The organism is Paraconexibacter algicola (assembly GCF_003044185.1).
Classification (GTDB): Bacteria; Actinomycetota; Thermoleophilia; order Solirubrobacterales; family Solirubrobacteraceae; genus Paraconexibacter; species Paraconexibacter algicola.
This window is the reverse complement of sequence record NZ_PYYB01000002.1, coordinates 26,328-47,551: the sequence shown is the minus strand read 5'-3', so window position 1 is coordinate 47,551 and position 21,224 is coordinate 26,328. Positions and strand designations below refer to the sequence as shown.

The 21,224-nt window shown below is 73.9% G+C and carries 23 protein-coding genes; 12 read left to right on the top strand and 11 right to left on the bottom strand.

All coding sequences use genetic code 11. From position 1 onward, the window contains the following. Nucleotides 1-34: 34 nt before the first annotated feature. Complete coding sequence (locus tag C7Y72_RS14175) at nt 35-2,119, top strand: AAA family ATPase (protein WP_199223973.1); 2,085 nt, start codon at nt 35-37, stop codon at nt 2,117-2,119. Nucleotides 2,120-2,215: 96 nt separating this feature from the next. Here C7Y72_RS14175 and C7Y72_RS14170 read toward each other — a convergent pair whose 3' ends face one another. Together C7Y72_RS14170 and C7Y72_RS22840 are read right to left on the bottom strand one after the other, a co-directional pair. Continuing rightward, nucleotides 2,216-2,401 carry a hypothetical protein gene (locus C7Y72_RS14170; protein WP_107569854.1) on the bottom strand — a complete coding sequence of 62 codons (186 nt, stop codon included), beginning with the start codon at nt 2,399-2,401 and terminating at the stop codon, nt 2,216-2,218. 41 nt (nt 2,402-2,442) lie between these two features. Continuing rightward, nucleotides 2,443-2,736: a hypothetical protein gene (locus C7Y72_RS22840; protein ID WP_146175389.1), complete on the bottom strand. Its 294-nt coding sequence runs from the start codon at nt 2,734-2,736 to the stop codon at nt 2,443-2,445. Between the two features lie 13 nt (nt 2,737-2,749). Here C7Y72_RS22840 and C7Y72_RS14165 point away from each other — a divergent pair, with 13 nt between their 5' ends. Then, the gene (locus tag C7Y72_RS14165) at nt 2,750-3,223 is read left to right on the top strand and encodes a helix-turn-helix domain-containing protein (RefSeq protein ID WP_146175388.1); all 474 of its coding nucleotides are present in this window, start codon (nt 2,750-2,752) and stop codon (nt 3,221-3,223) included. Between the two features lie 198 nt (nt 3,224-3,421). Continuing rightward, nucleotides 3,422-3,793, top strand: a complete 372-nt coding sequence (locus C7Y72_RS14160) for a hypothetical protein (protein WP_146175387.1) — start codon at nt 3,422-3,424, stop codon at nt 3,791-3,793. On the opposite strand, the gene C7Y72_RS14155 is transcribed toward C7Y72_RS14160, so the two are convergent. The 3 genes from C7Y72_RS14155 to C7Y72_RS14145 are packed head-to-tail and all read right to left on the bottom strand — an operon-like array spanning nt 3,772 to nt 6,529. Further along, nucleotides 3,772-4,128 carry a hypothetical protein gene (locus C7Y72_RS14155; protein WP_107569851.1) on the bottom strand — a complete coding sequence of 119 codons (357 nt, stop codon included), beginning with the start codon at nt 4,126-4,128 and terminating at the stop codon, nt 3,772-3,774. The two genes, C7Y72_RS14160 and C7Y72_RS14155, sit on opposite strands and share 22 nt — an antisense overlap. Then, nucleotides 4,125-5,318 (bottom strand): hypothetical protein, encoded by a 1,194-nt coding sequence (locus tag C7Y72_RS14150; protein WP_146175386.1) that lies wholly within the window; start codon nt 5,316-5,318, stop codon nt 4,125-4,127. The genes C7Y72_RS14155 and C7Y72_RS14150 overlap by 4 nt, the downstream gene beginning before the upstream one ends. After that, a complete protein-coding gene (locus tag C7Y72_RS14145; protein ID WP_107569849.1) occupies nt 5,315-6,529 on the bottom strand; it encodes a homing endonuclease associated repeat-containing protein in 1,215 nt (404 codons plus the stop codon). Before C7Y72_RS14145 ends, C7Y72_RS14150 begins: the two co-directional genes overlap by 4 nt. A gap of 316 nt (nt 6,530-6,845) precedes the next feature. Between C7Y72_RS14145 and C7Y72_RS14140 the strand changes: the two genes are divergently transcribed. Both C7Y72_RS14140 and C7Y72_RS14135 read left to right on the top strand, forming a co-directional pair. Continuing rightward, a complete protein-coding gene (locus C7Y72_RS14140) occupies nt 6,846-7,076 on the top strand; it encodes a type II toxin-antitoxin system Phd/YefM family antitoxin (protein ID WP_107569848.1) in 231 nt (76 codons plus the stop codon). Nucleotides 7,077-7,082: 6 nt separating this feature from the next. Beyond that, nucleotides 7,083-7,457, top strand: coding sequence for a type II toxin-antitoxin system VapC family toxin (locus C7Y72_RS14135; protein ID WP_107569847.1), 375 nt, complete (start codon nt 7,083-7,085; stop codon nt 7,455-7,457). Nucleotides 7,458-7,666: 209 nt separating this feature from the next. Here C7Y72_RS14135 and C7Y72_RS14130 read toward each other — a convergent pair whose 3' ends face one another. Continuing rightward, nucleotides 7,667-8,302 carry a hypothetical protein gene (locus tag C7Y72_RS14130; RefSeq protein ID WP_107569846.1) on the bottom strand — a complete coding sequence of 212 codons (636 nt, stop codon included), beginning with the start codon at nt 8,300-8,302 and terminating at the stop codon, nt 7,667-7,669. A gap of 358 nt (nt 8,303-8,660) precedes the next feature. Between C7Y72_RS14130 and C7Y72_RS14125 the strand changes: the two genes are divergently transcribed. Continuing rightward, on the top strand, nt 8,661-8,975 hold the full coding sequence (locus tag C7Y72_RS14125; protein ID WP_146175385.1) for a hypothetical protein: 315 nt from the start codon (nt 8,661-8,663) through the stop codon (nt 8,973-8,975). 439 nt (nt 8,976-9,414) lie between these two features. On the opposite strand, the gene C7Y72_RS14120 is transcribed toward C7Y72_RS14125, so the two are convergent. Together C7Y72_RS14120 and C7Y72_RS14115 are read right to left on the bottom strand one after the other, a co-directional pair. Beyond that, the gene (locus tag C7Y72_RS14120; protein WP_107569844.1) at nt 9,415-12,243 is read right to left on the bottom strand and encodes an AAA family ATPase; all 2,829 of its coding nucleotides are present in this window, start codon (nt 12,241-12,243) and stop codon (nt 9,415-9,417) included. A 52-nt stretch (nt 12,244-12,295) separates the two neighbouring features. After that, the gene (locus C7Y72_RS14115; protein ID WP_107569843.1) at nt 12,296-12,523 is read right to left on the bottom strand and encodes a hypothetical protein; all 228 of its coding nucleotides are present in this window, start codon (nt 12,521-12,523) and stop codon (nt 12,296-12,298) included. Nucleotides 12,524-12,609: 86 nt separating this feature from the next. On the opposite strand from C7Y72_RS14115, the gene C7Y72_RS14110 reads away from it, so the two are divergent. Beyond that, the gene (locus tag C7Y72_RS14110; protein ID WP_107569842.1) at nt 12,610-12,804 is read left to right on the top strand and encodes a hypothetical protein; all 195 of its coding nucleotides are present in this window, start codon (nt 12,610-12,612) and stop codon (nt 12,802-12,804) included. 12 nt (nt 12,805-12,816) lie between these two features. Here the strand turns inward: C7Y72_RS14110 and C7Y72_RS14105 are convergent, their stop codons facing one another. Further along, nucleotides 12,817-15,303 carry a PhoX family protein gene (locus C7Y72_RS14105; protein WP_107569841.1) on the bottom strand — a complete coding sequence of 829 codons (2,487 nt, stop codon included), beginning with the start codon at nt 15,301-15,303 and terminating at the stop codon, nt 12,817-12,819. Nucleotides 15,304-15,428: 125 nt separating this feature from the next. Here C7Y72_RS14105 and C7Y72_RS14100 point away from each other — a divergent pair, with 125 nt between their 5' ends. Both C7Y72_RS14100 and C7Y72_RS14095 read left to right on the top strand, forming a co-directional pair. Beyond that, nucleotides 15,429-16,274, top strand: a complete 846-nt coding sequence (locus tag C7Y72_RS14100; protein WP_107569840.1) for a penicillin-binding transpeptidase domain-containing protein — start codon at nt 15,429-15,431, stop codon at nt 16,272-16,274. Nucleotides 16,275-16,313: 39 nt separating this feature from the next. After that, entirely contained in the window at nt 16,314-16,568 is a 255-nt protein-coding gene (locus tag C7Y72_RS14095) for a hypothetical protein (RefSeq protein ID WP_107569839.1), read from the top strand. A 2-nt stretch (nt 16,569-16,570) separates the two neighbouring features. Here C7Y72_RS14095 and C7Y72_RS14090 read toward each other — a convergent pair whose 3' ends face one another. After that, on the bottom strand, nt 16,571-17,497 hold the full coding sequence (locus C7Y72_RS14090; protein ID WP_107569838.1) for an ABC transporter: 927 nt from the start codon (nt 17,495-17,497) through the stop codon (nt 16,571-16,573). Between the two features lie 32 nt (nt 17,498-17,529). Further along, the gene (locus C7Y72_RS14085; RefSeq protein ID WP_107569837.1) at nt 17,530-18,372 is read right to left on the bottom strand and encodes an alpha/beta hydrolase family protein; all 843 of its coding nucleotides are present in this window, start codon (nt 18,370-18,372) and stop codon (nt 17,530-17,532) included. 125 nt (nt 18,373-18,497) lie between these two features. On the opposite strand from C7Y72_RS14085, the gene C7Y72_RS14080 reads away from it, so the two are divergent. The 3 genes from C7Y72_RS14080 to C7Y72_RS14070 are packed head-to-tail and all read left to right on the top strand — an operon-like array spanning nt 18,498 to nt 21,208. Beyond that, complete coding sequence (locus C7Y72_RS14080) at nt 18,498-19,343, top strand: alpha/beta fold hydrolase (protein ID WP_158276865.1); 846 nt, start codon at nt 18,498-18,500, stop codon at nt 19,341-19,343. A gap of 9 nt (nt 19,344-19,352) precedes the next feature. Continuing rightward, on the top strand, nt 19,353-20,615 hold the full coding sequence (locus tag C7Y72_RS14075; protein ID WP_107569835.1) for a cation:proton antiporter: 1,263 nt from the start codon (nt 19,353-19,355) through the stop codon (nt 20,613-20,615). 35 nt (nt 20,616-20,650) lie between these two features. After that, the gene (locus tag C7Y72_RS14070; RefSeq protein ID WP_107569834.1) at nt 20,651-21,208 is read left to right on the top strand and encodes a hypothetical protein; all 558 of its coding nucleotides are present in this window, start codon (nt 20,651-20,653) and stop codon (nt 21,206-21,208) included. The last annotated feature ends 16 nt before the right edge of the window (nt 21,209-21,224 follow it).

The window sequence follows — 21,224 nt, the reverse complement described above, 5'->3', positions numbered from 1 at the left end:
CCGAAAAGGGAGCGGTGACACAGGGCGCCGGCGCATGATCGACGGACGCAGCTCAGCCTGGCTGTCCGAAGGCCCCCTCATCATTTGGAAACCGAACCATCTCACTGTCATGCGCCTCAAGCGAGCCCGAGTCCAGAACTACCGATCCGTCCGCGACAGCGGATGGTTCGACATCGAAGAGGACAAGACCATCCTGGTCGGGTCCAACGAGGCCGGCAAGACGGCACTCCTGCAAGCTCTCCAGCAGATCCGACGGCCCGATGGCGTGCACGGCTTCAATCCGCTGCGCGACTATCCGCGGTCGAGCTACAACGACGTGACGACTGGCAAGGTCGACCCCGAGAAGACCGTCGCCGCGCAGGCCGAGTTCGCCCTTGACGCCGACGACCTCGCCCTCCTTCCAGCGGGCTACGAGGATGCGGTCTACTGCCGCTCGGTCACGCTCGGCAACCGGCACACGCACTGGTTGGACGGCGGGTCCCCTCCGCCGCGATGGGGTACGGCGACCGCGAAGGAGTTCAGTCGGATGGCCGCACACGCCGACCGGCAGGCAGACGTGGAGAACGCGAAGCCGTCGGATGCGCTCGCGGCACTGACCAAGAGCTACTCGGTCGACGAGGAGCTCTCGGCCGATGCCTTGGCGGACCTGCGCAAGTGGCTTGACGACATCCTGCCGCTCGTCGACGAGGAAAACGCGAAGGAGGACGAGCGCCACACGCGCCTCACAACCCTGACCGGGTACTCCGTCGCCCGCAAGGCAGCTCTCGAGGCGCTCGCGGAGCGCCTGCCGGTGTTCGTTCTCTTCAGCAACTACTTCCGGGTGAAGCCCTCGATCCACCTAGGTCACCTCGCCCAACGACTGAGCTCCGGAGTCCTGGACGACGACCAGTACGACTACGGGAATCAGTGCCTGCTCAAGCTGCTCGGCTTCGAGGCGCAGCAGCTGTCCACGCTGGGCGCCGCGCCCGAACCCGCGGCCCACGACACCGCTGGTCTCACGAAGTACAAGGAGCAACTCGACAAGCGTTCCTACAACCTGAACGCCGCGAGTGTCCGCCTCACCGACGAGATTCGCGGCGTCTGGAACCCCCGCGTCGAGCGAGATGAGGCCGACCGACTCCGTGTGCAGGCTGATGGCCAGTACCTCAAGGTCGTTGTCGAGGACGACCTCGGCGTCGAGATCGAGCTCGATCAGCGCTCCGAGGGGTTTCAGTGGCTCGTCTCGTTCTTCGTCGTGTTCTTCGCCGAGGCCATGGACAAGCACGAGAACGCGATCTTGCTGCTGGACGAGCCTGGCCTCAGCCTCCACGGACTCAAGCAGCGTGACTTCCGAGAGACGATTAGCCGCCTCGCGGAGTCGAATCAGACGCTGTACACAACCCACTCGCCGTTTCTGGTGGGCCCCGACGAGCTCGATCTTGTGCGCGTCGTCGAAATGACCGACCGCAAGATCGGCACGCAGGTCCACACGACCGTGACCGCCGGCGATGCCGCTTCGCTGCTGCCCCTGCAGGAGGCTCTCGGTTACGACCTTGCCCAGTCGCTCTTCACTCAGCAGCGCAACCTCGTGCTCGAAGGCCTTACGGACTACTGGTACCTCGAGGCGACGTCCGAGCTGCTGCGCCAGGCAAACGAAGGAGGCCTTCACAACAAGATCGCCCTGATGCCCGCTGACGGGGCAAGCAAGGTCGTCTATTTCGCCACCATCCTCCACGCCAACCACCTCAAGGTGGCCGCCCTGCTCGACTCCGACGCCGCCGGGGATGCCGCCGCCCAGCAGGAGACGCTGGTGCACCAGCTCGGGAATCGGCGGATCCTGCGGACGAAGGACGCCTATTCAGGCGCGGCAAAGCGTCCGGAGATCGAGGATCTCCTGCGGGAAACGCTCATCGTCGTGGCCCGCGAGGACCTCGGCTGGGACGTCGCCGACGTGGCCGCCGCCCAGCCGGGCCGACCCATCGTGGACGTGTTCGCCGCCGAGATCGCTGAGTTCTCGAAATACAAGCTGGCCAAGGCGTACATCCGATGGACCCGGGAGCACGAGGCTTCCGAACTCACGGCTGCTGAGAAGGCCGACTGGCTGAAGCTCATCGAGCTCATCAACCGGTCGCTCAAGTAGCCGTGCGCCTCCGTGAGCGGTCGAAGTCCCGGAGACCAAGGTTCTGGCGCGCCGCAGCGAGATGGGGATTCACGTCTTGAACCGCCGCCGCGCCACTCAACCGGTGTCGCTGCGTGCGGTGCACGGGTCGCGCCAGATGACGCGGCCTTGCTCGTCGGCCTCGGGCCACGGCTGGCCGGTGGCGACGAGCTCCGACGTCAGATCGAGCGTCTCCCCGGCCGCGTCGATCTTCGCCCACTGGGCCCGAACACTGTCCGGAAGCTCAGGTCGCCGGTCGTCCATCGTGGTGATGGTGCCACGGATCTGAAGTGCTGTGGGCTGGGTCAGCTCGGGTTCTTCAGGTCGGCCGTCGTGTCCGGCAGCGACGCGGGGTCAAGCCCGACCGCGGCGCACGCGTCACGCCACGTGATGTTGCCGAGGTAGGCCCCCGCGAGGTCGCGATGCTCGGCTCCGGAGAGGTGCGGCGCGCTCGAGGCCAGGACCGCGTCGAGGCCGGCGTCGGTGCCCTCCTGGAGGGGCTGCTCGGAGATGAGCAGTGTGGGTCGAGGGCGGAAAAAGTCCTTGACGGGTCCTTGACTGCGGCGTAACGTCGTTGCTGTGCCCGGAGGTGTCGCCACGAGCTTCGAGTCGTTGACGTCCGCAGTCGTTGACGCCGCGCGTTTCGGCGATGCCGAAGGGCTCGGGCGTGCGTTGGCCGACGCGTCCTCCGCTCCGGCCTCGACGCTCTCCGAGATCATCGTCGCGCTGGGTGAGCTCGACGCGCTGGTCCGCGATCTCGAGGGGGAGCACGGGTTGGGGGCTGTCGCGAGTTCGTGGGCGCGAGCGTGGGCGGCCGCACTCGAGGACCGTCAGGTCGCTCTGCAGATGCGGGAGGCCACGCAGCGCCGACGGGCCGAGGCGAGCGTGGTGGTCGAGAAGGTGCTCGACCACCTCCGCGAGGAGAGGCGGCCGATGCGCTCCGGCGAGATCGCCGACGAGCTCGACCTGGACATCGCCCAGGTCTCCCGGGCCCTGCGCTACCTGCAGAACGACGACCTCGTGAAGGCCGTGGCGGCGCCGGACGGATGCCTTGATGGCCGGGCGCGTTGGTACGTGGCGCGCTGACGTAGATCGGTTTGCGGGGGAACTAAGGGGGAGTTGGGGCCGGCTTTCCGGCCCACGGGTCTGGACGAGCCAGGAGCGCAGTTCTCGCTGCTCGCTCCGCAGTTCGAGGCCGAACGGAATCCGGAGGCGACCATGGTTTGGGATGCCGCGTTCGGGGACGTCAGCGGCGCATCGTCGGGGCCGGGGTGGGCTTGCGACATGCCCGTCATGATCACCGACCTTCGTCGCTACGTTCCGTCTCAGCCGCCTTTCGACCTCGACCGATACCAGCTGCGCTTCGAGCTACGCGATGAGCGCGGCGACCGCGTGTCGTTGGACGGCATCCCGTGGTCGGTCGTCAACCGGCGCCTGACTGCCGCGGTCGGCGCGGAGGCCCGGCAGCAGGTGAGCATCGGTCTCGACGGTCGCGTCGTCGTGCACTGCTGCGACTCCTGGGCACAGGCCGTCGCGCGAGCACACGCCGCGCGGGATGCCATCGACGAGGCGCTTGTCGCAGCCGCCGGGATCGAGTCGGGCCTGGTGGGCCCGCGGGCGGGCGCTGGCGCGGATCACCGTGGGGGCCTCGGGTAGTCGGCGGGGTCCACGATCACGAGTGGCTTTGGTCGCCAGCCGTTGGGGCAGTGTGGCTTGCAGGGCTGCCCGGGCTGCGCCATGCAGACGGCCCAGCAGCAGAGCTCGTCGACGAGCGTCTCCTGTCGCAGCCAGGGGTCGGTGAGGCGGGCGCGGACCTCGCGAGCGTCCCAGGCCCGCAGCCGCGCTTCGGTGAGTGAACCGGCGCGGTAGCAGGCCCGGCAGCTGGTGACGGCGCTCTCGTCGTCGGGGTCGTCGTAGTACCGGCGGCGTCCCCAGCCGTCGCAGCTGGGGCAGAGGTAGGCGTCCGGGTCGAAGATCGTCGCGCGTCTCACGCTTCGTCCTCCGCGACGGTGAGGAGGTCGGCCGCGCGGCAGCGCAGGAGCTTGGCGACGGCGATCAGCTGGCCGAGGGTGAGCTCGCGTCGGCCGGCGGCGGCTTGGCGCCACTGGCCGGCGGTGAGTTTGGCGGCGCGGGCCAACGCGAGGTCGCGCACGCCGGCCCGGCCACGAGCGTTGCGCAGCGCGGCCGGGTCGAGGACCGGTCCGCGCGGCGGGCCGGCGTCGTCGGTGTCGTCGCCGGTGAGCCATTCGAGGCTGACCTCCTCAGCCGTGGCGAGGGCGACGACGTCGGACAGGGGAAGGGCGCGCGGGTCTTGGCCGCCGAGCAGTTCGCTGCGTCTGCGGTTGGCGTCGGCGGCGTTCGGGGCGGGGTTGGGGACGCGTGTGGCGCGCAGCTGGGCGAGCTCGTGGTCCGTGACCGGCAAGGCGGCCAGGACGGCGCGCCAGGAGCCGAAGTAGCCGAGGACGGTGCTGATGTCGGGCAGGCCGAGTTCGGCGGGCGTGCGGCCAGGCTGGCGGGCGCGTTGGGCGCGCTGCCAGTGGACGTAGTCGCTGCTGGTGGGGCGGCGCAGCAGCGCCCGGGCGCAGCGGGCGACCGCGGCGAGGCAGCCCTCGCGCGTGTAGAGGGGGACGCCGCGGGCCGCATGCATCGACACGGCCCACGGTCGGCCGGGGCCGGTGGTGCTGCCGTCGGGCTGCAGGCCGTAGGCGGCGCGGCAGGCCTTCAGCCAGGTGCCGTAGCGGCGGGCGAGCGTCTCGCCGGGTGGGCTGCCGGGCGGGCGGCGCTCGTCGTAGAGCGCCTGGGAGACGACGGGGACGCCGACGCGTTCCCGGGCGCGCTTGCGCAGGGAGCGCAGCCGTTCGTCGACCAGCGGCCGTTCGGCTGCCGGTAGCCGGCGGCGGTGCGCTTCCAGTTCGCGCAGCTCGGCGCGCAGGGCGCGGATGGTGTCGGGGTCGTCGAACGGGACGCCGTCGGACTCCAGGAGCTGGGCGAGCGTGCCGAGCTCGGCCCAGCGGCGCTGGGCGGCGGTCGTCGGGGTCTGCAATGTCAGGGTCAGGGCCCGCTCGAGTTCAACGCGCGCGGCGGCGTCGAGTTCACAGACGACACCCATGACCACGTCGACCATGCCGACGTCCGACCCGCTGTCAGCGGCCGTTGGACCGTCGGCGGGCGCGGTGCTCACGAGGGCTCCTCGGTCAGGCGCGGGTCGCCGTCCAAGAACGGCTCGTCAGGGGCAGCGCGGTAGCGCTCCAGCGTGTCCAGGGCCGCCTGCCAGGAGCCGAACCAGCTGATGTAGGTCTGGTAAATCGGCAGCGCGCGGTCCTGGCTTCCCGGCTTGGCGGCGCCGAGCACTTCGCGACGCCAGCGCCCGTAGGCCGTGGTGCTGAGCCGTCCGGGCACGGCGGCGTCGGCGCGGTCGAGGATGGTGATGAGGGAGTACTGCGACCAGCGCTTGTCCGAGCCGCCACGCGGCGAGCGGTCCGGGTTCGAGCGGGTGGCCCGGCCGCCGAGGCGCTCGAGGCCGGCGGCGGCCAGCGCCTCGTCCCAGGTGCCGGCGTCGCGCACCAGCGTCGAGGGACTCGGGATGGCGGGCACCGGCCGGCCGGCGGTCATCGCGTCGCGCTGGCAGCGCTGCCGCCAGGCTGTGTACTCCTGCTGGCGCGGTGACCGCCCGAGCTCGGCCGCGCAACGCTGCAGCGGCTTGCAGCGGTCAGTGGCGCTGTAGGCGTACTGCGCCGGGCGCACGTGACCGCTGGCCACGACGGCCGCCAGGCCGGCGTCCTGACCGTCGGGCGCCTCCACCAGCCCGGCCGCGACCAGCGCCCCGGCCCACGACTCGAACAGCCGCATGAACGGCAGCTGGCTGGCCGGGATGTCCGGGTCGACGTAGCGCTCATCCCGCCGGGCCCACGCCACGTACTGCGACAGCGTCGGCGGCCCGCCGAGATCGCCGGCGCATAGCCGCAACGCCGCCACCGCCTGCTCGGCGGTGATGTCGCGGGCGCGCTCGACGACGAGCCGGTCGCCGTCGGGCACCGCCTCCATCCGCGCGCGACGCAGCGCGTCGTTCCATGACCCGCCGCCCAGCCAGCGGCGCAGGTTGCGGTCCTCCGGCCAGCCGGCGTCCGGGTTCGCGTGGCGCAGCCGCCGGTAAGCCTCGACGGTCAGCACGCTGCCGGGCTCCTCGGCGAGCAGCAGGTCGAGTGCCTCGTGAAGGGCACGTACGGCGTGCGCCTCGCGGGTGGCGGCCGGGCCGCCCGTGGTCTCGAGCACGGCGAGGTGCTCGCGCAGGCGGGCCAGCAGCAGGTGCTGACAGGCCGGTGACAGCTGCTGGATGAAGCCCCACGCGGTCGCCGCCGCGGGGTCGTCGAAGAGGAGGTGATTGCGGTGCATGGCCTTCACCTACGACCCCACGGCCCGGCCGAGCAACGCGTTCTCTCAACCTCATCCGGCTCATCCGTGGGGAGACCGGCCCCGCGATTTGCAGGGACTTTCCAGCTGTTCTCAGGTTCCATGGGTGCCAGGCCCCCGAGGAGCTCCAACCGCGACTCGAGAACAGGCTTCCAGCCCGGAACTCGAGAACGACGAGACCGACCTGCTCAGACGCGATTTCCTCGCGGAACAAGCCGAGACTCAAGAACAGCCGGCGCCCCGGATCGGCCCGCGCCGACGCCTAGCCAGGTCTAGCTAGAGCGGGTATCGTGGCGGCATGGCCCAGGTCGGCATGCATGAGGCGAAGACCAAGCTCTCGCAGCTGGTCGAGCGCGCGGAGGCCGGCGAGGACATCGTCATCGCTCGTCACGGCAAGCCCGTGGTGCGCCTGACGCCTGTGACCTCGACCTCGTCGATGGCCGCGGTGCGCGGTGCCTTGCACGGCCAGGTGACGATGGCTGACGACTTCGACGATCTGCCCGACGGATTCGCCGAGGCCTTCGGCTGAGGCGCCGTGAAGCTGCTGCTGGACACGCACGCCGCCCTGTGGTGGGTCTCCGGCGACGATCGCTTCGGCGCGACCGCTGAACGGCTGGTGCTCGACGCCGACGCTCAGGTCCTGCTCAGCGCGGTGGTGATGTGGGAGGTCACCGTCAAGCAGGCCTTGGGCAAGCTCACGGTCCCGCCGAACTGGAGCCAGACGCTGCTCTCCGGTGGTGCCCACGAGCTTCCGATCACCCTGCGGCACGCCGCGAAGGTCGGGGACCTCCCGGAGCATCACCGCGATCCGTTCGATCGGCTGCTCGTCGCCCAGGCGCTGACCGAGGATGCGACAGTGCTCTCCCGCGATCCCGCGCTGCAGGCGTACGGGGCCGCTGTCGCCTGGTAGCACCGGACTGCCTCCCGGCGGTCGTGACCGGCGGTTCAGCTGAACCGTCGCCCCGCTGGTCCCAGGCCGGTCGAGTGCGCGCCAGCTCACCAAAGAGATGAGCTGGCGTGCAGAGGACGTTGCGGCCGGAGTCGCGTCGGCGGTCCGGGATGCGAGCGCGCGCGAGCTCGTGGAGCCCCGGGGCGCGTCGCCGCTCCCGTCTGTCGCGTTCAGGCGATCTCGTAGGGCGGGGCGCTGACCGGCGGGCCGGCGGTCACGCCGAGCGTGCGTGCGACTCGCAGGACCGCGATCGACCCCGTCCTGCGTGCGATCTTGCGGCACGCGGCCTCGTCGACCGGGTTGGCCGACGAACCGACGTTCACCTGATGCACGATCCAGCGCTTGCCGTCGCGGCGCAGGGCCTTCGGGGCTCGTTGGTAGGCGGCTGCTGAAGCGGCGTCGTCGGAGATCACGCCGGTCCACCAGGTGACACCGCCGTGACGCCCGCTCCTGGAGATCCGGAGCTGCTGTCCGCTGCTTCCGCCGTCTCCGACCGGGCGCGGGTCGACGGCGTTGCCGGTGCGACGTGGCCGCACCCGCGTGAGGGTGCTGCGGACCGTGAGGCCGACGCTGCACTGGTAGCCGCTGGGCATCGGGGTGTCGAAGCGGTACGACCCGAGCATCGGGGTCCCGGCGAGCGCGCCGACCACCTGCGCCCACCGTGCCCCGGTCAGCGTGAACGTCGTGTGGTGGGACTTCAGCGCGCGGGCATCGCGGATGGGAGCCGAGCCGGGCCAGGTGTCGGCAGCCAGTGCGCTGGGCGGTACGAGGACGAGGGCGACGAGCGGGATCAGCAGCTTGCGCATGGCCCGGGAACGTCGCCCGGCCCCGGAAGTTGCGTCGCGCCTTCCTGCGATGGTCGTACCGTTGCTGCGACCGGGCTCGGCAACGGCGTGGCTGGCGGCGCGGCACCGACCGGCTGACCGGCGGTCGCGGCAACGACCGCCAGGGCCGAGGCTCGCGCACTGCCTCGCGCCGATCGGCCGCGGCCGCCCTCCAGACCACGCGCCCCCGCCGCGATGCGGGCCGTCGCGCGGCACCCCAGGCCGCGCTCAGCGCGAGCTGCGGCGCCCTCAGGCGGTCACGGCGGCACGCCGAGCGCCCGCTCCAGCCTTGACCGCAGCTCCCTACCGCACCTGGGTGGGCCCGAGCCCGGATCTGGGGATGGACCCGCCCAGTTCGGCCGGTTCGCGCGTCAGCGCCGTGCCCGTGACCGGCCGGGACACCGACGCGTCGCCCGCGCTCCGCCTCGGCTTCGACGTCGACGAGCGCGTCACCGCCGTGGTGAGTCTCAGCCGCGCGGGCCGCACGATCGCCAAGCGCACGGTGACGCTCGCCCCCGGATCCCGCGCGCTCGACCTGCTCGTCCCGGCGAAGACCGCGGGCGGCAGCGCCCGCCTGACCGTGTCGTTCACGGACACCGACGGCGCCCGCAACGTCGTCACGCGGACCGTGACCGTGCCGCGTCGCAACGCCTGATCGGCGTCGCGACGCCGGGATCAGAGCGCGACGACCGCGACGACCGCCAGCAGGAACGTGCAGCGCAGGATCAGGAACCAGGTGGGGACGGCCATGGGGACAGCGTCCCGCCCGTCCCGTCAAGACCACGTGAGGCTCTCCGGCGGCAGCGTCAAGATCGCGTGAAGGCCCGCCGGGGATCCTGCCCGGGCACCTCGCGCGCTCGGCGGCGAGCTGCCCGTGGCCGGCTGTCGGCCGTCGCCGGCCGAGGGTCGCCGTGCCGACCGCGCACCGGAGCCACCGCCATCCCATAAGCGGCGGCCCCGGGCGCGATCGGGACGGGACGCCGGAAGTCGTGACGTCCGCTGGACCACGTCCCGTCCCGGCGCGCACCGTAGGCGCGCCGCGACCGCGTGGCACGCCGCACCGCAAAACCCTGGTACTCCGACGACGCGGTCCCTCAGAGGACCGCGTCGAGCTCGCGCCGGCTGCCGATCCCGAGCTTGCGGTACGCGTTGCCGAGATGGAACGCGACGGCCTTCGGAGTCACGAACAGCTCGTCGGCGATGGCCCGGTTGGACAGCCCGTCGCGCGCGAGCAGCGCGACGCGCCGCTCCCCGACCGTCAACGACTCCGGGCCGGCCAGCCGCCGCCTGCGCGGACGACCGCCCGCGGCGATCAGCTGCGCGCGGGCGCGGCTCGCCAACCCGTCCGCGGCGCAGCGGTCCGCGGCGTCCAGCGCGAGGCGAAGCGTCTCGCGCGCGGCCACCGTGTCGCGCTGGCGCAGGTCCTCGCCGAGCTCCAGGAGCGCCCACGCGTGCTCGATCCGGGACTGCGAGGGTGCGCTGACCGCGACGGCCTCCTCGAGCAGCGCCCGGCGCTCGACGGCGTCCGACGCGACGGTCGCCCGCGCCCGCAGCGCCTGGGAGAGCGCCCGCGGCGCGCCGAACCGCCGCGCGGCCGCCACCTCCGCGTCACCCTGCGTGCGGGCCTCGTCGTCACGGCCGACCGCGGCGAGCGCGCGGGTCGCGTCGGCCCGCCACGGCCCGAGCGCCGGGTTGAGCGCCCCGAGCTCCTCGATCCCGCGCCGGCCCGCCGCCAGCAGCAGCTCGACCGCCGCCGCGGGGTCGCCCTGCGCCAGGAGCAGCCGGCCGCGCGCCGCGTCGGTCACCGCCCACATCGGGCTCGGCCGGGGATGGGTGGCGCTGCGGTCCGCGATCGCCAGCGCCTCGTGGGCGCCGGCCACGTCGCCGCGCTCGAGCCGCACGGTGACCAGCAGGGCGGTCGTCCCGGGCAGCAGCGCACCCCACCCGTGCTCGTGGGCGCTCAGCGCCTGGTGCAGGTCGGCCTCGGCCTCGTCGAGCACCCCGGCCTGCGCGAGGCCGTGCCCGCGCAGGTGCCGCCACGTCGCGTGCGCCATAGGGGAGGCGCGACGCTGCGCGTCCTTGAGACACGCGTCGGCGATCGCCAGCACCTCGGCGTAGCGGTCGGCGCCCAGCAGGGCGAACGCCACCCGGACCCCGGCCGGGTCGTCCGCGGAGGACTCGGCCAGCAGCGCGCCGTCGTCCCAGGCGCGCAGCGCGAGCTCCGCGGTCAGGACGTGGTCGTCCCCCGCGAACATGTGCCGGCGGGCGGCGTCCGCCAGCGCGGCGCGCTCCGCACGACCGCCGACCGGGCGGCCGACGCGCGCCGCGACCGCCGACGCGACCGCGGCCGCCGGGCCGGGACTCCACAGGCGGGTGGCGTCGTGCATCGCGGCCAGCTCGACCCCGAGCTCCTCGTCGCGCGGGCCCGCGTCCAGGCCGCGCTGCGCCGCGTCGGCGGCCGCGTCGAACCGCCCGTGGGCCTGATGGACCCAGGCGAGCTCGAGCAGCAGCCGCGGCCGGTCGTCCCCCGGGGCCGCCGCGATCGCGGCCTCGAAGGTCCCGGGCGCGTCGGTGCGGCCCGCGGCGGCCTGCGCGCGGGCGGCCGCCGCCAGCGTGCCCGCCGACCGGGCGGGCGGGGGCGGCTCGGCGAGCGCCCGGTCCAGCAGCCGCGCCGCCTCGCTCGGCGCCGCCCGTCTGCGCGCGTGCCGGGCGGCGTCGGCCAACGCGTCGACCACCCAGGCGCGACCGCCCGGGGGGACGGCGAGCAGGTGCGCGCCCGCCAGCGCGGCATCGCCGGCGAGCACCCGCAGCCGCGCGGCGCGCAGCTCCAGCCGCGACCGCTCACCGACCGGGGTCTCGGCGAGGACCGCGTGGCGCAGCAGCGGATGGACGACGTCGACGGGGCCCATGTCGGTCAGCAGCCCGCAGCGGCGGCCGGCGGCCAGCGCCGGGGTCGCCGTCGCCGCGTCGAGCCGGGCGACGGTCGTGGCGTCCGCCACGGGTCCCGGGCCGAGGATCGCGACCGCGCGCGCGAGCCGGACCGCGTCGCCGTCGAGCTGCCCGAGCATCGACCGGACGATCCACCGGGCGGGCTCGGCCCCGACGTCGTGCACGCGGCCCGCGTCCGCGTCGGCGCCGCGCACGCCCTCCTCGAGGAGGGCGTGCAGCAGCTCGCGCAGCAGCAGCGGGTTGCCGCCCGTCACCGTCGTGCAGGCCGCCGCGAACGCGGTGCCCGGGGCGGCGGGGAGGACCTCGTCCACCACCGAGGCGGCGGCGGGCGCGCTCAGGGCGGCGGGGCGCAGGACGCGCGCGTGGGGGACGGCGACCGCGGCCTCGGCGGCCGGGGAGACCCCGGGCCGCAGGGCGACGCCGAGCAGGATCCCCAGCCCGGTGGCCTGCCGGGCGAGGGACGCCACGAACCGCAGCGACGGCTCGTCGACCCAGTGCAGGTCGTCCACGAGCAGCACCAGCCGCTCCCGCTCGCCGATGTTCGCGACGGTGCGCTGGAGCGCGTGCACGACGGTCATCTGCGCGTCGAGCTCCGCGACCGCCCCGACGACGGGCGCCCGGTCCGCCAGCAGCGCTCCCGCACCCGCCGCGGCGCCGGCGAGCACCGCGTCCCGCGCGTCGGGATCGGCCGCCGCCAGCCACGGGCGCAGCAGCGCCGACGCCGCGCCGAACGGCAGCGGCCGCGTCAGCTCGGTGCCCGCGGTCCTGCAGACCGTGCACCGGCCCGCGCGGGCACCGGCGGCCATCGCGTCGAGGATCCGGGTCTTGCCCAGCCCCGCGGGCGCGGTGACGACCAGCAGCCCGCCGCGGCCGGCCCGCAGCGCCCCGATCGCCGCGGCGACGGCGCGCAGCTCGGTCTCGCGCTCGCGCAGGCGGGGGTGACGCGCGCGCTGCGCGGGAGCGTCCTGGACCATGCCCGCGAGCGTACTCCGACAGGCGGCGTACTTCGCGATCCGCGACGGGTGTTCAGCGACGCCGGCGGCGCTGCTGCTTGCGCCGGCTCACCGAATGGGAGCGGGCGGGACCGGCCGTCTCGGTCGGGCTCGGCTCGACCGACGCGACCTGCTCGCGCGCCTGGGCGCTCGAGCGCCGTGCGGCGAGGTAGCGCAGACCGAGCAGTCCACCGACCGCTCCGAGCTTGAGGACCGCGTAGCCGCCGGTCCCGGGCGTCAGCACGTTCGCAGAGGGCACCATGCCGTGAGAGTACGCCAGCGCCGCCGATGACCAGGGTTTTGGCGCGCGAGCGGTGCGGCCCCGCCGGCGCGCCTACGGTCCGACGCATGGGACCGAGCCTCCTGCACCAGCAGCTCCAGCACACCCGCCATCACGACGCGATCGCCCGGGCCGCGACCCCGCCGGAGGGTGCGGACGCCCGGGCGTCCGCACCGGTGCCGCGGACGGTCGCCGACGCGCCGGTCGGAGGCCGTCGCCGGTGGCCGTGGCACCGGCGACGCGCCGCGGTCGCCCACCCGTGAGGACGGGCGCGGCTAGCCGATCCGCGTGCTCTTCTTCGTCGTGCGCGCGTTGCCCGCGAGGTCGGTCGCCCGGACCTCGAGCGTCACGTTCAGCCGCGACCGCAGCCGCAGGACCGCCTTGCCCGTGCTCGACGGGCGCACGGTCACCGTGCTCGACCCGACCCGGCCGACCTTCAGCGTCCGCGAGCCGACCGTCAGCGTGCGCCGGCCGACCTTCGCGAGCAGCCGGATCCGCACGGTCGCCGGCTCGCTGACCGCGAAGGTCACCCGCGCGCCCGCCCGGCGGAAGCCCGCGGCGCTGACCTTCTTCAGCGCCAGCCGCGTGAGCACCGGCCGTGACGTGTCCGCCGGGGTCGGGCTGCCCGGCACGCCGGGGGTGGCCGGGATCCCCGCGGGGATCGTCTGGCTCGGCGGCGGGGTGGACGGGGAGCCGGGCGCCGGCGGGCGCACCCGTGTGATCGCCACGGTCGCCGGGATCGGGGTGGACGGCGTGAAGTTCGCCGTGCGGTCCCCGCCCGGCCACCAGGACGAGTAGGTCTGCACGTCGCCGAACACCGCCGAGGTCCGCGTCGCCGTGACCTCGCCCGGGTGCTGGACGTTGATGAACAGCGTCTGCTCGTCGGGCGTGAAGTACGGGCCCGTCCCCTCCGCCTCGATCGGCATGTTCGCGAAGCGGAACGCGATTCCGGCGTTCGGGCCGCTGCGCGGGATCATGAAGACCGCGTTGTTGGCGTGGTAGTCGTAGTGGGGGGCCGCGTTGGTCGAGCCGCGCAGCGACGCGGAGGAGATGTCGGTGACGATCCAGAGGTTGTTGGCGCTGTCGAACACGAGGTTGTCGCAGCTGGAGAAGCCCTTCTCGCCCTCGGCCGGCCGACCGGTGACCCCGCCGGACGCGTAGTCCTGCCAGGTGAAGGTCAGCGCCTCCGGGTCGTTGCCGGCCTCGGTGAGCCGCCGGACCGAGCCGTGGACGTCGTTGACGCCGGAGTTGTTCGTCAGGGCGATGTAGACGGTGCCGTCGGAGTCCACCTCGACGTCCTCCGGCCGGTTCATCGCGAAGTGCGTGAGCCACTCGTTGGCCAGCACGCCACCGCCGGTGTCGATGTCGCGGTTGAAGCGGCCCGCGTAGTTCGCGCTCGTCGGGTCGGTGTCGCCGGTGTTGGTGCCCTGCTTGGGGCGGCGCGTGCCCGCGGTCGAGGTCGTGTAGCCGCCGAGCGACAGGCGCGTGTCGTAGAGCTCCCAGTCCTCGACCTTCACCCACTGGCCGGTGCCGCTCGTCGCGGTCAGCAGCGGCCCGTTGATCGCGCTGAACCGGCGGCGGCCCTCCGGCGCCCAGCGGGCGACGTAGAGCGTGCCCTCGGTCAGGATCTGCAGGTTGTTGGCCCGGTCGCCGGGCACGAACGCGCGGGTGGAGACGAACTTGTAGGTCGCCTGGTTGGCCTGGTCGTCGCCCATGTAGAGGACGAACTTCTTCCCGGGCGCCTGACGGAACGCCGTGTTCTCGTGGCGGAAGCGGCCGAGCGCGGTGTGCTTGCGCCCGACGAACGCCGGGTCGTGCGGGTCGTGCTCGCAGACCCAGCCGTAGCGCTGCGACTCGCCGACGGCGCCGGTGTCGGCCTTGTACTCGTTGCCCGCGACCTGGCCCCAGCCGTAGAAGAAGTCCTGGTTGCCCAGCGCGAATCCGTAGCCGTCGTAGTTCTCCTCGCACGACAGGGCGGTGCCCCACGGGGTGATGCCGCCCGAGCAGTTGCCGATCGTGCCCGGGGCGGTCGTGCCGACCGCGATCCGCGGGCCGCGGACGCCGGCGGTGCCGACCGTCCCGCCGGAGCCGGCCTGCAGCACGGTGCCCGGGGCGCCGGCGAGCGGTCCGGTGAACGTCAGCGGCGTGTCGGGCTTGCCGGGCACGTCGCCGCCGAAGATCCGGCGGTTGTAGCGGGAGGGGGAGACGACCTTCCAGATCCCGTCGGCGCCGCGCTTGATGTGCACGATCGAGTTGCCGACCGACTCCATCTCCTGATGGATCTCCGCGTCGGTCTTCGTGTGCTTCGCCGCGGGCGCCCCGGCCGGGTTCTCGACCCCGGTCTGCTTGTAGCCGTTCTGGAAGAACGGGGCGGGGTACTCGTGGTTGACGAAGATCAGGCCCTCGTTCTCGCCGTCGAGCGGGAAGTAGGCGAGGTAGTCGTTGTTGTACCCGTAGGTCCAGGTCGTGCCGTCGGTGTTCGCGAAGGTGTCGCCGTAGCGGATGAGCACGTCGGCGCGGAACCCGGGCGGGACCTCGAAGCGGTCGAGGCTCGACGCGGCGAGGGCGGTGAACTCGGAGAACGGCGTGGCGTCCCCGGCGGCGAGGGCCGAGTCGGTCATCAGGTCGGTCACGCCGGCGATCTCGAGCGCCTGGGCGGCCACGGTGCTCGCACCGGCGGCGGCGACGGCCTTGATGAAGCTGCGTCGGGTCTGGTCGCCGGTGAGCTTGCCGACGAGGGTCTGGTCGTCCACGGTCTGCATATGGGGCGCCACCGTAGGCGTGGCCCGCGGGGTGCTCGTGAACGCCTGGTGATCAACCGGAGAAGACCGCGTAAAAGCGACGCGCGGCGCGTTTCGTGGCGCGTCCGGGTGGGCATCGACCGCGGATGCCCCGTCCCGGTCTGCTCCGTCCCGTCCTGCTGGCGCTGGTCGCGCTGGTGCTGCTGCCCCTCCCGAGCGCGTCCGCGCGGGGCGACCGGCGCCCCGACCTCAAGCGGCTCTTCGCGCAGGCCGGCACCGTCGGCACCATGGTCGTCCAGGAGCGCGGGGGCCGGCGCGAGCGCACGACGATCGTCGACGCGCCCCGCAGCGCCCGCCGCTACCTGCCGTCCTCGACGTTCAAGATCCCCAACTCGCTGCTGGCGATCGAGCGCGGGGTCGCCTCCGGGGCCGACGAGCCCTATCCGGGCCCGCACCCCAACGTCATCGTCGACGGCGCCCCGCTGCTGCCCGCCCAGTGCGAGGGCGACCTGACGCTCGCGACCGCCTTCCGGTTCTCCTGCATCCCGATCTACCAGCAGATCGCCCGCGAGATCGGCCTCGACGCCTACCGCCGCGACCTGCGCGCCCTGCGCTACGGCAACGGGCGGCTCGACCCGGCGCTCGCCGACCGCTTCTGGCTCGAGGGCCCGTTCGCGATCAGCGCCCGCGAGCAGGTCCGCTTCCTGCAGCGTCTGCGCACCGGCAGGCTGCCGCTGCGGGTGCGCACGATGGACGAGGTGCGGCGGATGATGATCACCGAGGACACCGCCGGCACGGTCGTGCGCAGCAAGACCGGCTACGTGTTCACCACGACGCCGCGGGTCGGCTGGTGGGTCGGCTGGGTGCAGGCGGGCGAGCGCACCTGGACGTTCGCGCTGAACCTCGACGTCACGCGCCCCGAGCACCTCGCCGCCCGCACCACGATCGGCCGCGCGATCCTCCGCGAGCTCGGCGCGCCGCTCACCGGATGACGCCGCGGTGACGGCACGGCTGGCACCATCCAGCGCACCATGCGCCGACTCGCCGCCCTCGCTCCCGTGCTGCTGTCCACCCTCGCGATCGCCGGCTGCGGCGACGACGGCGTCGAGGGCCTCCAGGACGCGCAGGACCGGGTCGACCAGCTGCAGGAGAACGTCGACCGGGTCCAGGACGCCGTCCAGGATCCGGTCGGGGCCGCGCAGGAGGAGGCCGAGCGCGCGATCGAGGACGCGATCACCCCGGACATCCTCCAGGGCGAGGGTGAGGGGGAGGGCGACGAGGAGTAGCGCTACGCGGCCGGGCCGTCGCCGCTCTCCAGCCGCGCCCGCCGCTTGCCGCCCGGCAGGCGGCCGACGACCGCGCTCAGCGCCCGCAGCGACGGCTCGACCTGCTGCAGCTGCCCGGCGATCCCGGCGACCTGCTGCTCGACCGCGCGGATGTCGGCGGGCAGCTCCGGCAGCGTCTGGAGCCGGTCGGCGAGCGCTTCCAGCACCGAGGTCAGGTCGGCCAGGCGGCCGAGCGAGACGGACAGCTCGCCGAGCTGGGAGAGCGGACCGTCCGGCGCGACGAGCTGCTCGACCGGTCCGTCCCTGGCGAGCAGGCGGTCCAGCGGGCCGTCGTGCTCGATCACGCGGCTGACGCTGCTGTCGGGCTCCAGCAGCGCGGTGATGGTGCCGTCCGGGTCCAGCAGCCGGTCGATCAGGCCGTCCGCCTCGAAGATCCGGTCCAGCACCCCGTCCGGCTGCAGCACCCGGTCCAGGGTGCCGCCGGGCATCGTCAGCCGGTCCAGCGCCCCCTCGTCGGCGAGCAGCCGGTCCAGCGGGCCGCCGACCGCGAGCAGCCGGTCGACGGGCCCGCCGGCCATCAGCAGCCGGTCGACGGCGCCGCCGTCGTCCAGCAGCCGGTCCAGCGGCCCGCCCTCGGCCAGGAGCCGGTCGAGCGGACCGCCCGCGGCGAGCGCGCGACCCAGCGGCTGGTCGTCGGAGGTCAGCCGGGCGAGCTGCTCGATCCGGGCGAGCGGGCCGTTGGGGTCGCTCAGGCGCGCCAGCGACTCGAGCGCCCCGCCCTCCTCGAGCAGCAGGTCGACGCGGTCGATGATCCCGTCACGCCGACGGACCGGCCCCTCCGGCGCGAGCAGATCGCGGGCCGAGAGCACGAGCTCCGCGGTCGCGACGGCCGTGCGGGCGGGGAGGAGGGCGAGTCCGAGAAGTCCCATGGCGCCCATCCTCCCCGATCGCCGCGTGCGGGTCAGCCGTCGAGGCGCCGGGCGAGCGCGCGAATCTCTCCGCGCCACCGCTCGAGCGCGGCGTCGGTGATCCCGGTGAGCTCGGACGGCGAGCGTCGCGGCTGGGCCTGGCAGTTGTGGGCGAACCGCCGCTCGACGGCGTCGGAGGGCGCGCTGCCGCAGCGCACCCCGGCCGCGGGGGTGCGCTTGCGCAGCAGGGCGGTACCCGACGGGCGGAAGCGCACCATCTGCGACGCCGGGACGATCCGGTCGTCCTCCAGGTGGCCCATCAGGACGCGCTTGCCGGCGTAGCGGCCCGGAAGGCCCGCCGGGCTGAACGCGGCGAGCGTGCTCAGCCGCGCCCCGAACACGCTCGCCGCCCGGGTCCGGGCGTAGCCGCCCAGCGCGTCGAGCGCCGTCGGGGCCCCTTCGGTGACGACGCACCCGATGTCGCCGCGCGCAGCCGCCATCAGCGCCAGGTGCCCACCCGAGGACCGGCCGAACACGCAGAGCGGCCGGTTCGGGTAGCGCCGGCGCAGCGTCTGCGCCCAGGCGACCACGTCGTCGATCGCCTGCCGGCCCGTTCCCGGGCCCGTCGTGTGCGAGACGACGACGGTCGTCCACCCCTCGGCGGCCCACGGCGCCGCGGCGCTGCGCCACTGGGCCGCCCTGATCGTTCCGCTGAACCAGCCGCCGCTGTTGACGATCATCGCCACCCCACGGTCGCCTCCCGGGTTGTCGAGCACCTGCATGTCGCAGGCGACCCGGCCGCAGGTGGGGGCGGCCCGGGCCGCGCCGACGGGGACGAGGAGCACGGCGAGGGCGAGCGCGGCCGCGAGGCGACGCGGGAGTCTGGGGAGCAGCATGACGACCCACCCTAGTACCGCGTCGCCGGTCGCGGTACGGGCTGGGTGATCGAGCCCCTCGGCGCATGGGCGTTCGGTGGCTCGCCACAAGCGCGCGGTCGTCCCGGCGTGGGAGGGTCGGGCCGATGACCGAGCTGCTCGACCTCGACCTCCCCAACGGCCGGCTGCGCGTCGAGCGCTCCGGTCCCGCCGACGCGCCGGCGGTCGTCTGCGTGCACGGGCTGACCGCCAACCTGCGCTCGTTCGACGCGCTGCGCGAGCCGCTGCTGGCCGCGGGGCGCCAGATGGTGGCGATCGACCTGCGCGGGCGCGGCCGCAGCGCGGACACCGGCCCGGGCACCTACGGGCTCGACCGCCACGCCGACGACGTCGTCGGCGTCGCCGACGCGCTCGGGCTCGACACGTTCGCCTACGTCGGCTGGTCGATGGGCGCCCTCACCGGCCTGGAGGTCGTCGCGCGGGCGGGCGCGCGGATCCCGCGCCTGGCGCTGCTCGACGCCGTCGGCGGCATGGACGACGCGGCGATCGCCGCCGTCCGCGCGGGCACCGCGCGCCTGGACGCCGTCGTCCCGACCCCCGAGCCGTACCTCGACGCGCTGAAGGCCTCCGGCGTCTTCGACCCCTGGGACCCGTTCTGGGACGCGTACTTCACCTACGAGCTCGCGCCCGTGGACGGCGGCCTGTCGCCGTCGACGAGTCGGTCCGCGGTCCTCGAGGACCTCGACGTCGCCGGCCGCGACTTCACGCCGCTGTGGGCGGACCTGACGATGCCGACCCTGCTGGTCTGGGCCTCCCAGGACCTCGGCGGCGGGCTGATCGTCCCGCAGGACGTCCGCGACGAGTTCCTCGCCCGCGTCCCGACCGCGACCCTCCACGCTGTCGACCGCAACCACTACGGGATCATGGTCGCGCCGGGCGTGCCCGAGGCGATCACCGCGCACGTCACGGATGCGGAGCACCGTCCCGGGTAGCCGCCCGGGATGCCGTTCGCCGCCGAGCGCGGGTTCGCCTTCGCGGACCCGTACGCCCTCGTCCTCCTGCTCGGTGGACTCGCGCTGCTGGCCGCCGTGGTCGCCCTCACCCAGGAGCAGGAGCACGCGTTCACCGCAGCGGTCGTCTACCTCGTCCTCGGGGTCGCCATCGCCGCGCTCCTCGCGGGCGTGGGGATCGAGGCGATCGACCCACTCGCCGACCCACGCCTGATCGAGCACCTCGCCGAGCTCGCCGTCATCATCGCGCTGTTCACCGCTGGGCTGAAGCTCGACCGGGCGCTCAGCTGGCGGGAGTGGCGCACCCCGACCCTGCTCCTCGTGGTCGTCATGCCCGCCTGCATCGCGGCCGTCGCGCTGCTCGGGACGCAGCTGCTCGGGCTCTCCGCGGGCGCGGCGATCCTGCTCGGCGCGATCCTCGCCCCCACGGACCCGGTCCTCGCCGGTGACGTGCAGGTCGGTCCGCCGGGGGAGGAGCGCGAGCGGGAGCCGCACTTCGCGCTCACCGCCGAGGCGGGACTGAACGACGGGCTCGCGTTCCCGTTCGTGTTCCTCGGCCTGTTCGTCGCGGCCCGGGACGGTGGCGACTGGGTCGGGACCTGGGTGCTCGCCGACGTGCTGTACGCGATCGGCGTCGGTGTCCTGGCCGGCGCGGCCGGTGGGCGGCTGTTCGCGTCCGTGGCGATGCGGCTCCGTCGCCGCGAGACGATCCACGTGCGCTTCGACGGATGGCTGGCCGTCGCGGCGGTGCTCGCGATCTACGGCGCGACCGAGATGCTCGGGGCCTACGGATTCCTCGCCGCGTTCGTCGCCGGACTCGCGTTCCGCCGCGCGGAGCGGGAACACGAGCTGCACGCCCGCGTCCACGAGGGCGGCGAGGTCGTCGAGCACGTCGCCGAGCTCGCGCTGGTGCTCCTGCTCGGCAGCACGTTGACACTCGCGGGGCTGCAGGCCCCGGGCGTCGGCGGCTGGGTTCTCGTCGTCGCGCTCCTCGTGCTCGTGCGGCCCGCGGCGTGCCTGCTGGCCTTCGTGCCGGCGGGGCTTCCCGTCCGGGAGGCCGCCTTCATCGGCTGGTTCGGGATGCGTGGCATCGGGTCGCTCTACTACGTGGCCGTCGCGATCGGGGCCGGCGTCCTGTCGGACGGAGAGGAGGAGCTCCTCTACTGGACGACCTCGGCCTGCATCATGACGTCGATCCTCGTGCACGGACTGACGTCCACACGGCTCACGGCCCGACTGGCCGGGACGGCGTGACGTGTCGGGCGCCCGGCCGCGGGTACCCCTGCGGCATGAGCCTCATCCGCACCGTCACCGCCCCGGCCCGCCTCGCGCTGCACGTCGGCCACAACGTGCTCCGGCACGCGCTCGAGCTCGCGGAGGTGGCCGCGCAGCGCGCCCGCCCCGACCAGGACCGGGACGCGGCGGTCCACGTCACGCCGATCCGACCGCAGGCCGACCGGCCGACGGCGGACCGCCCGGCTCCCGCGCCCACCGCCGCGCCCACCGCGACGCCCGTCGCGGGCCCGTCCGGGGTGGCCCCCTCCGGGACGACGACCGCCCCGGCCGACACCGAGCAGCCGGAGTTCCAGCCCCCGCACGTCGACGACGAGCGCGAGGTCGTCCACTCCTCGGCCGACGCGGGCGCCGAGGACGAGGTCGGCGCGACGCTGCGCGTCGACGAGCCGTGGCCCGGCTACACCGCCATGACCGTCCCGGACATCGCCGACCGCCTCGTCCTCGCCGACACCGCGACGCTCGCGGCGGTGCAGCTCTACGAGCAGACGCACCGCGCGCGCAAGGGCGTCCTGGTGGCGGTCGACGAGCAGCTCGAACGCGCCGCGAACTAGGACAAAAGTCGGCCAC

Bases quoted from the DNA above. Each gene is read 5' to 3' on its own strand.
- C7Y72_RS14075 (WP_107569835.1), top strand. From the start codon at position 19,353: ATGCCGTTCGCCGCCGAGCGCGGGTTCGCCTTCGCGGACCCGTACGCC.
- C7Y72_RS14080 (WP_158276865.1), top strand. From the start codon at position 18,498: ATGACCGAGCTGCTCGACCTCGACCTCCCCAACGGCCGGCTGCGCGTC.
- C7Y72_RS14175 (WP_199223973.1), top strand. From the start codon at position 35: ATGATCGACGGACGCAGCTCAGCCTGGCTGTCCGAAGGCCCCCTCATC.
- C7Y72_RS14145 (WP_107569849.1), bottom strand. From the start codon at position 6,529: ATGCACCGCAATCACCTCCTCTTCGACGACCCCGCGGCGGCGACCGCG.
- C7Y72_RS14160 (WP_146175387.1), top strand. From the start codon at position 3,422: ATGCCCGTCATGATCACCGACCTTCGTCGCTACGTTCCGTCTCAGCCG.
- C7Y72_RS14110 (WP_107569842.1), top strand. From the start codon at position 12,610: ATGGGACCGAGCCTCCTGCACCAGCAGCTCCAGCACACCCGCCATCAC.
- C7Y72_RS14115 (WP_107569843.1), bottom strand. From the start codon at position 12,523: ATGGTGCCCTCTGCGAACGTGCTGACGCCCGGGACCGGCGGCTACGCG.
- C7Y72_RS14125 (WP_146175385.1), top strand. From the start codon at position 8,661: ATGGACCCGCCCAGTTCGGCCGGTTCGCGCGTCAGCGCCGTGCCCGTG.
- C7Y72_RS14095 (WP_107569839.1), top strand. From the start codon at position 16,314: ATGCGCCGACTCGCCGCCCTCGCTCCCGTGCTGCTGTCCACCCTCGCG.
- C7Y72_RS14090 (WP_107569838.1), bottom strand. From the start codon at position 17,497: ATGGGACTTCTCGGACTCGCCCTCCTCCCCGCCCGCACGGCCGTCGCG.
- C7Y72_RS14120 (WP_107569844.1), bottom strand. From the start codon at position 12,243: ATGGTCCAGGACGCTCCCGCGCAGCGCGCGCGTCACCCCCGCCTGCGC.
- C7Y72_RS14070 (WP_107569834.1), top strand. From the start codon at position 20,651: ATGAGCCTCATCCGCACCGTCACCGCCCCGGCCCGCCTCGCGCTGCAC.
- C7Y72_RS14105 (WP_107569841.1), bottom strand. From the start codon at position 15,303: ATGCAGACCGTGGACGACCAGACCCTCGTCGGCAAGCTCACCGGCGAC.
- C7Y72_RS14085 (WP_107569837.1), bottom strand. From the start codon at position 18,372: ATGCTGCTCCCCAGACTCCCGCGTCGCCTCGCGGCCGCGCTCGCCCTC.
- C7Y72_RS14170 (WP_107569854.1), bottom strand. From the start codon at position 2,401: ATGGACGACCGGCGACCTGAGCTTCCGGACAGTGTTCGGGCCCAGTGG.
- C7Y72_RS14100 (WP_107569840.1), top strand. From the start codon at position 15,429: ATGCCCCGTCCCGGTCTGCTCCGTCCCGTCCTGCTGGCGCTGGTCGCG.
- C7Y72_RS14130 (WP_107569846.1), bottom strand. From the start codon at position 8,302: ATGCGCAAGCTGCTGATCCCGCTCGTCGCCCTCGTCCTCGTACCGCCC.
- C7Y72_RS14140 (WP_107569848.1), top strand. From the start codon at position 6,846: ATGGCCCAGGTCGGCATGCATGAGGCGAAGACCAAGCTCTCGCAGCTG.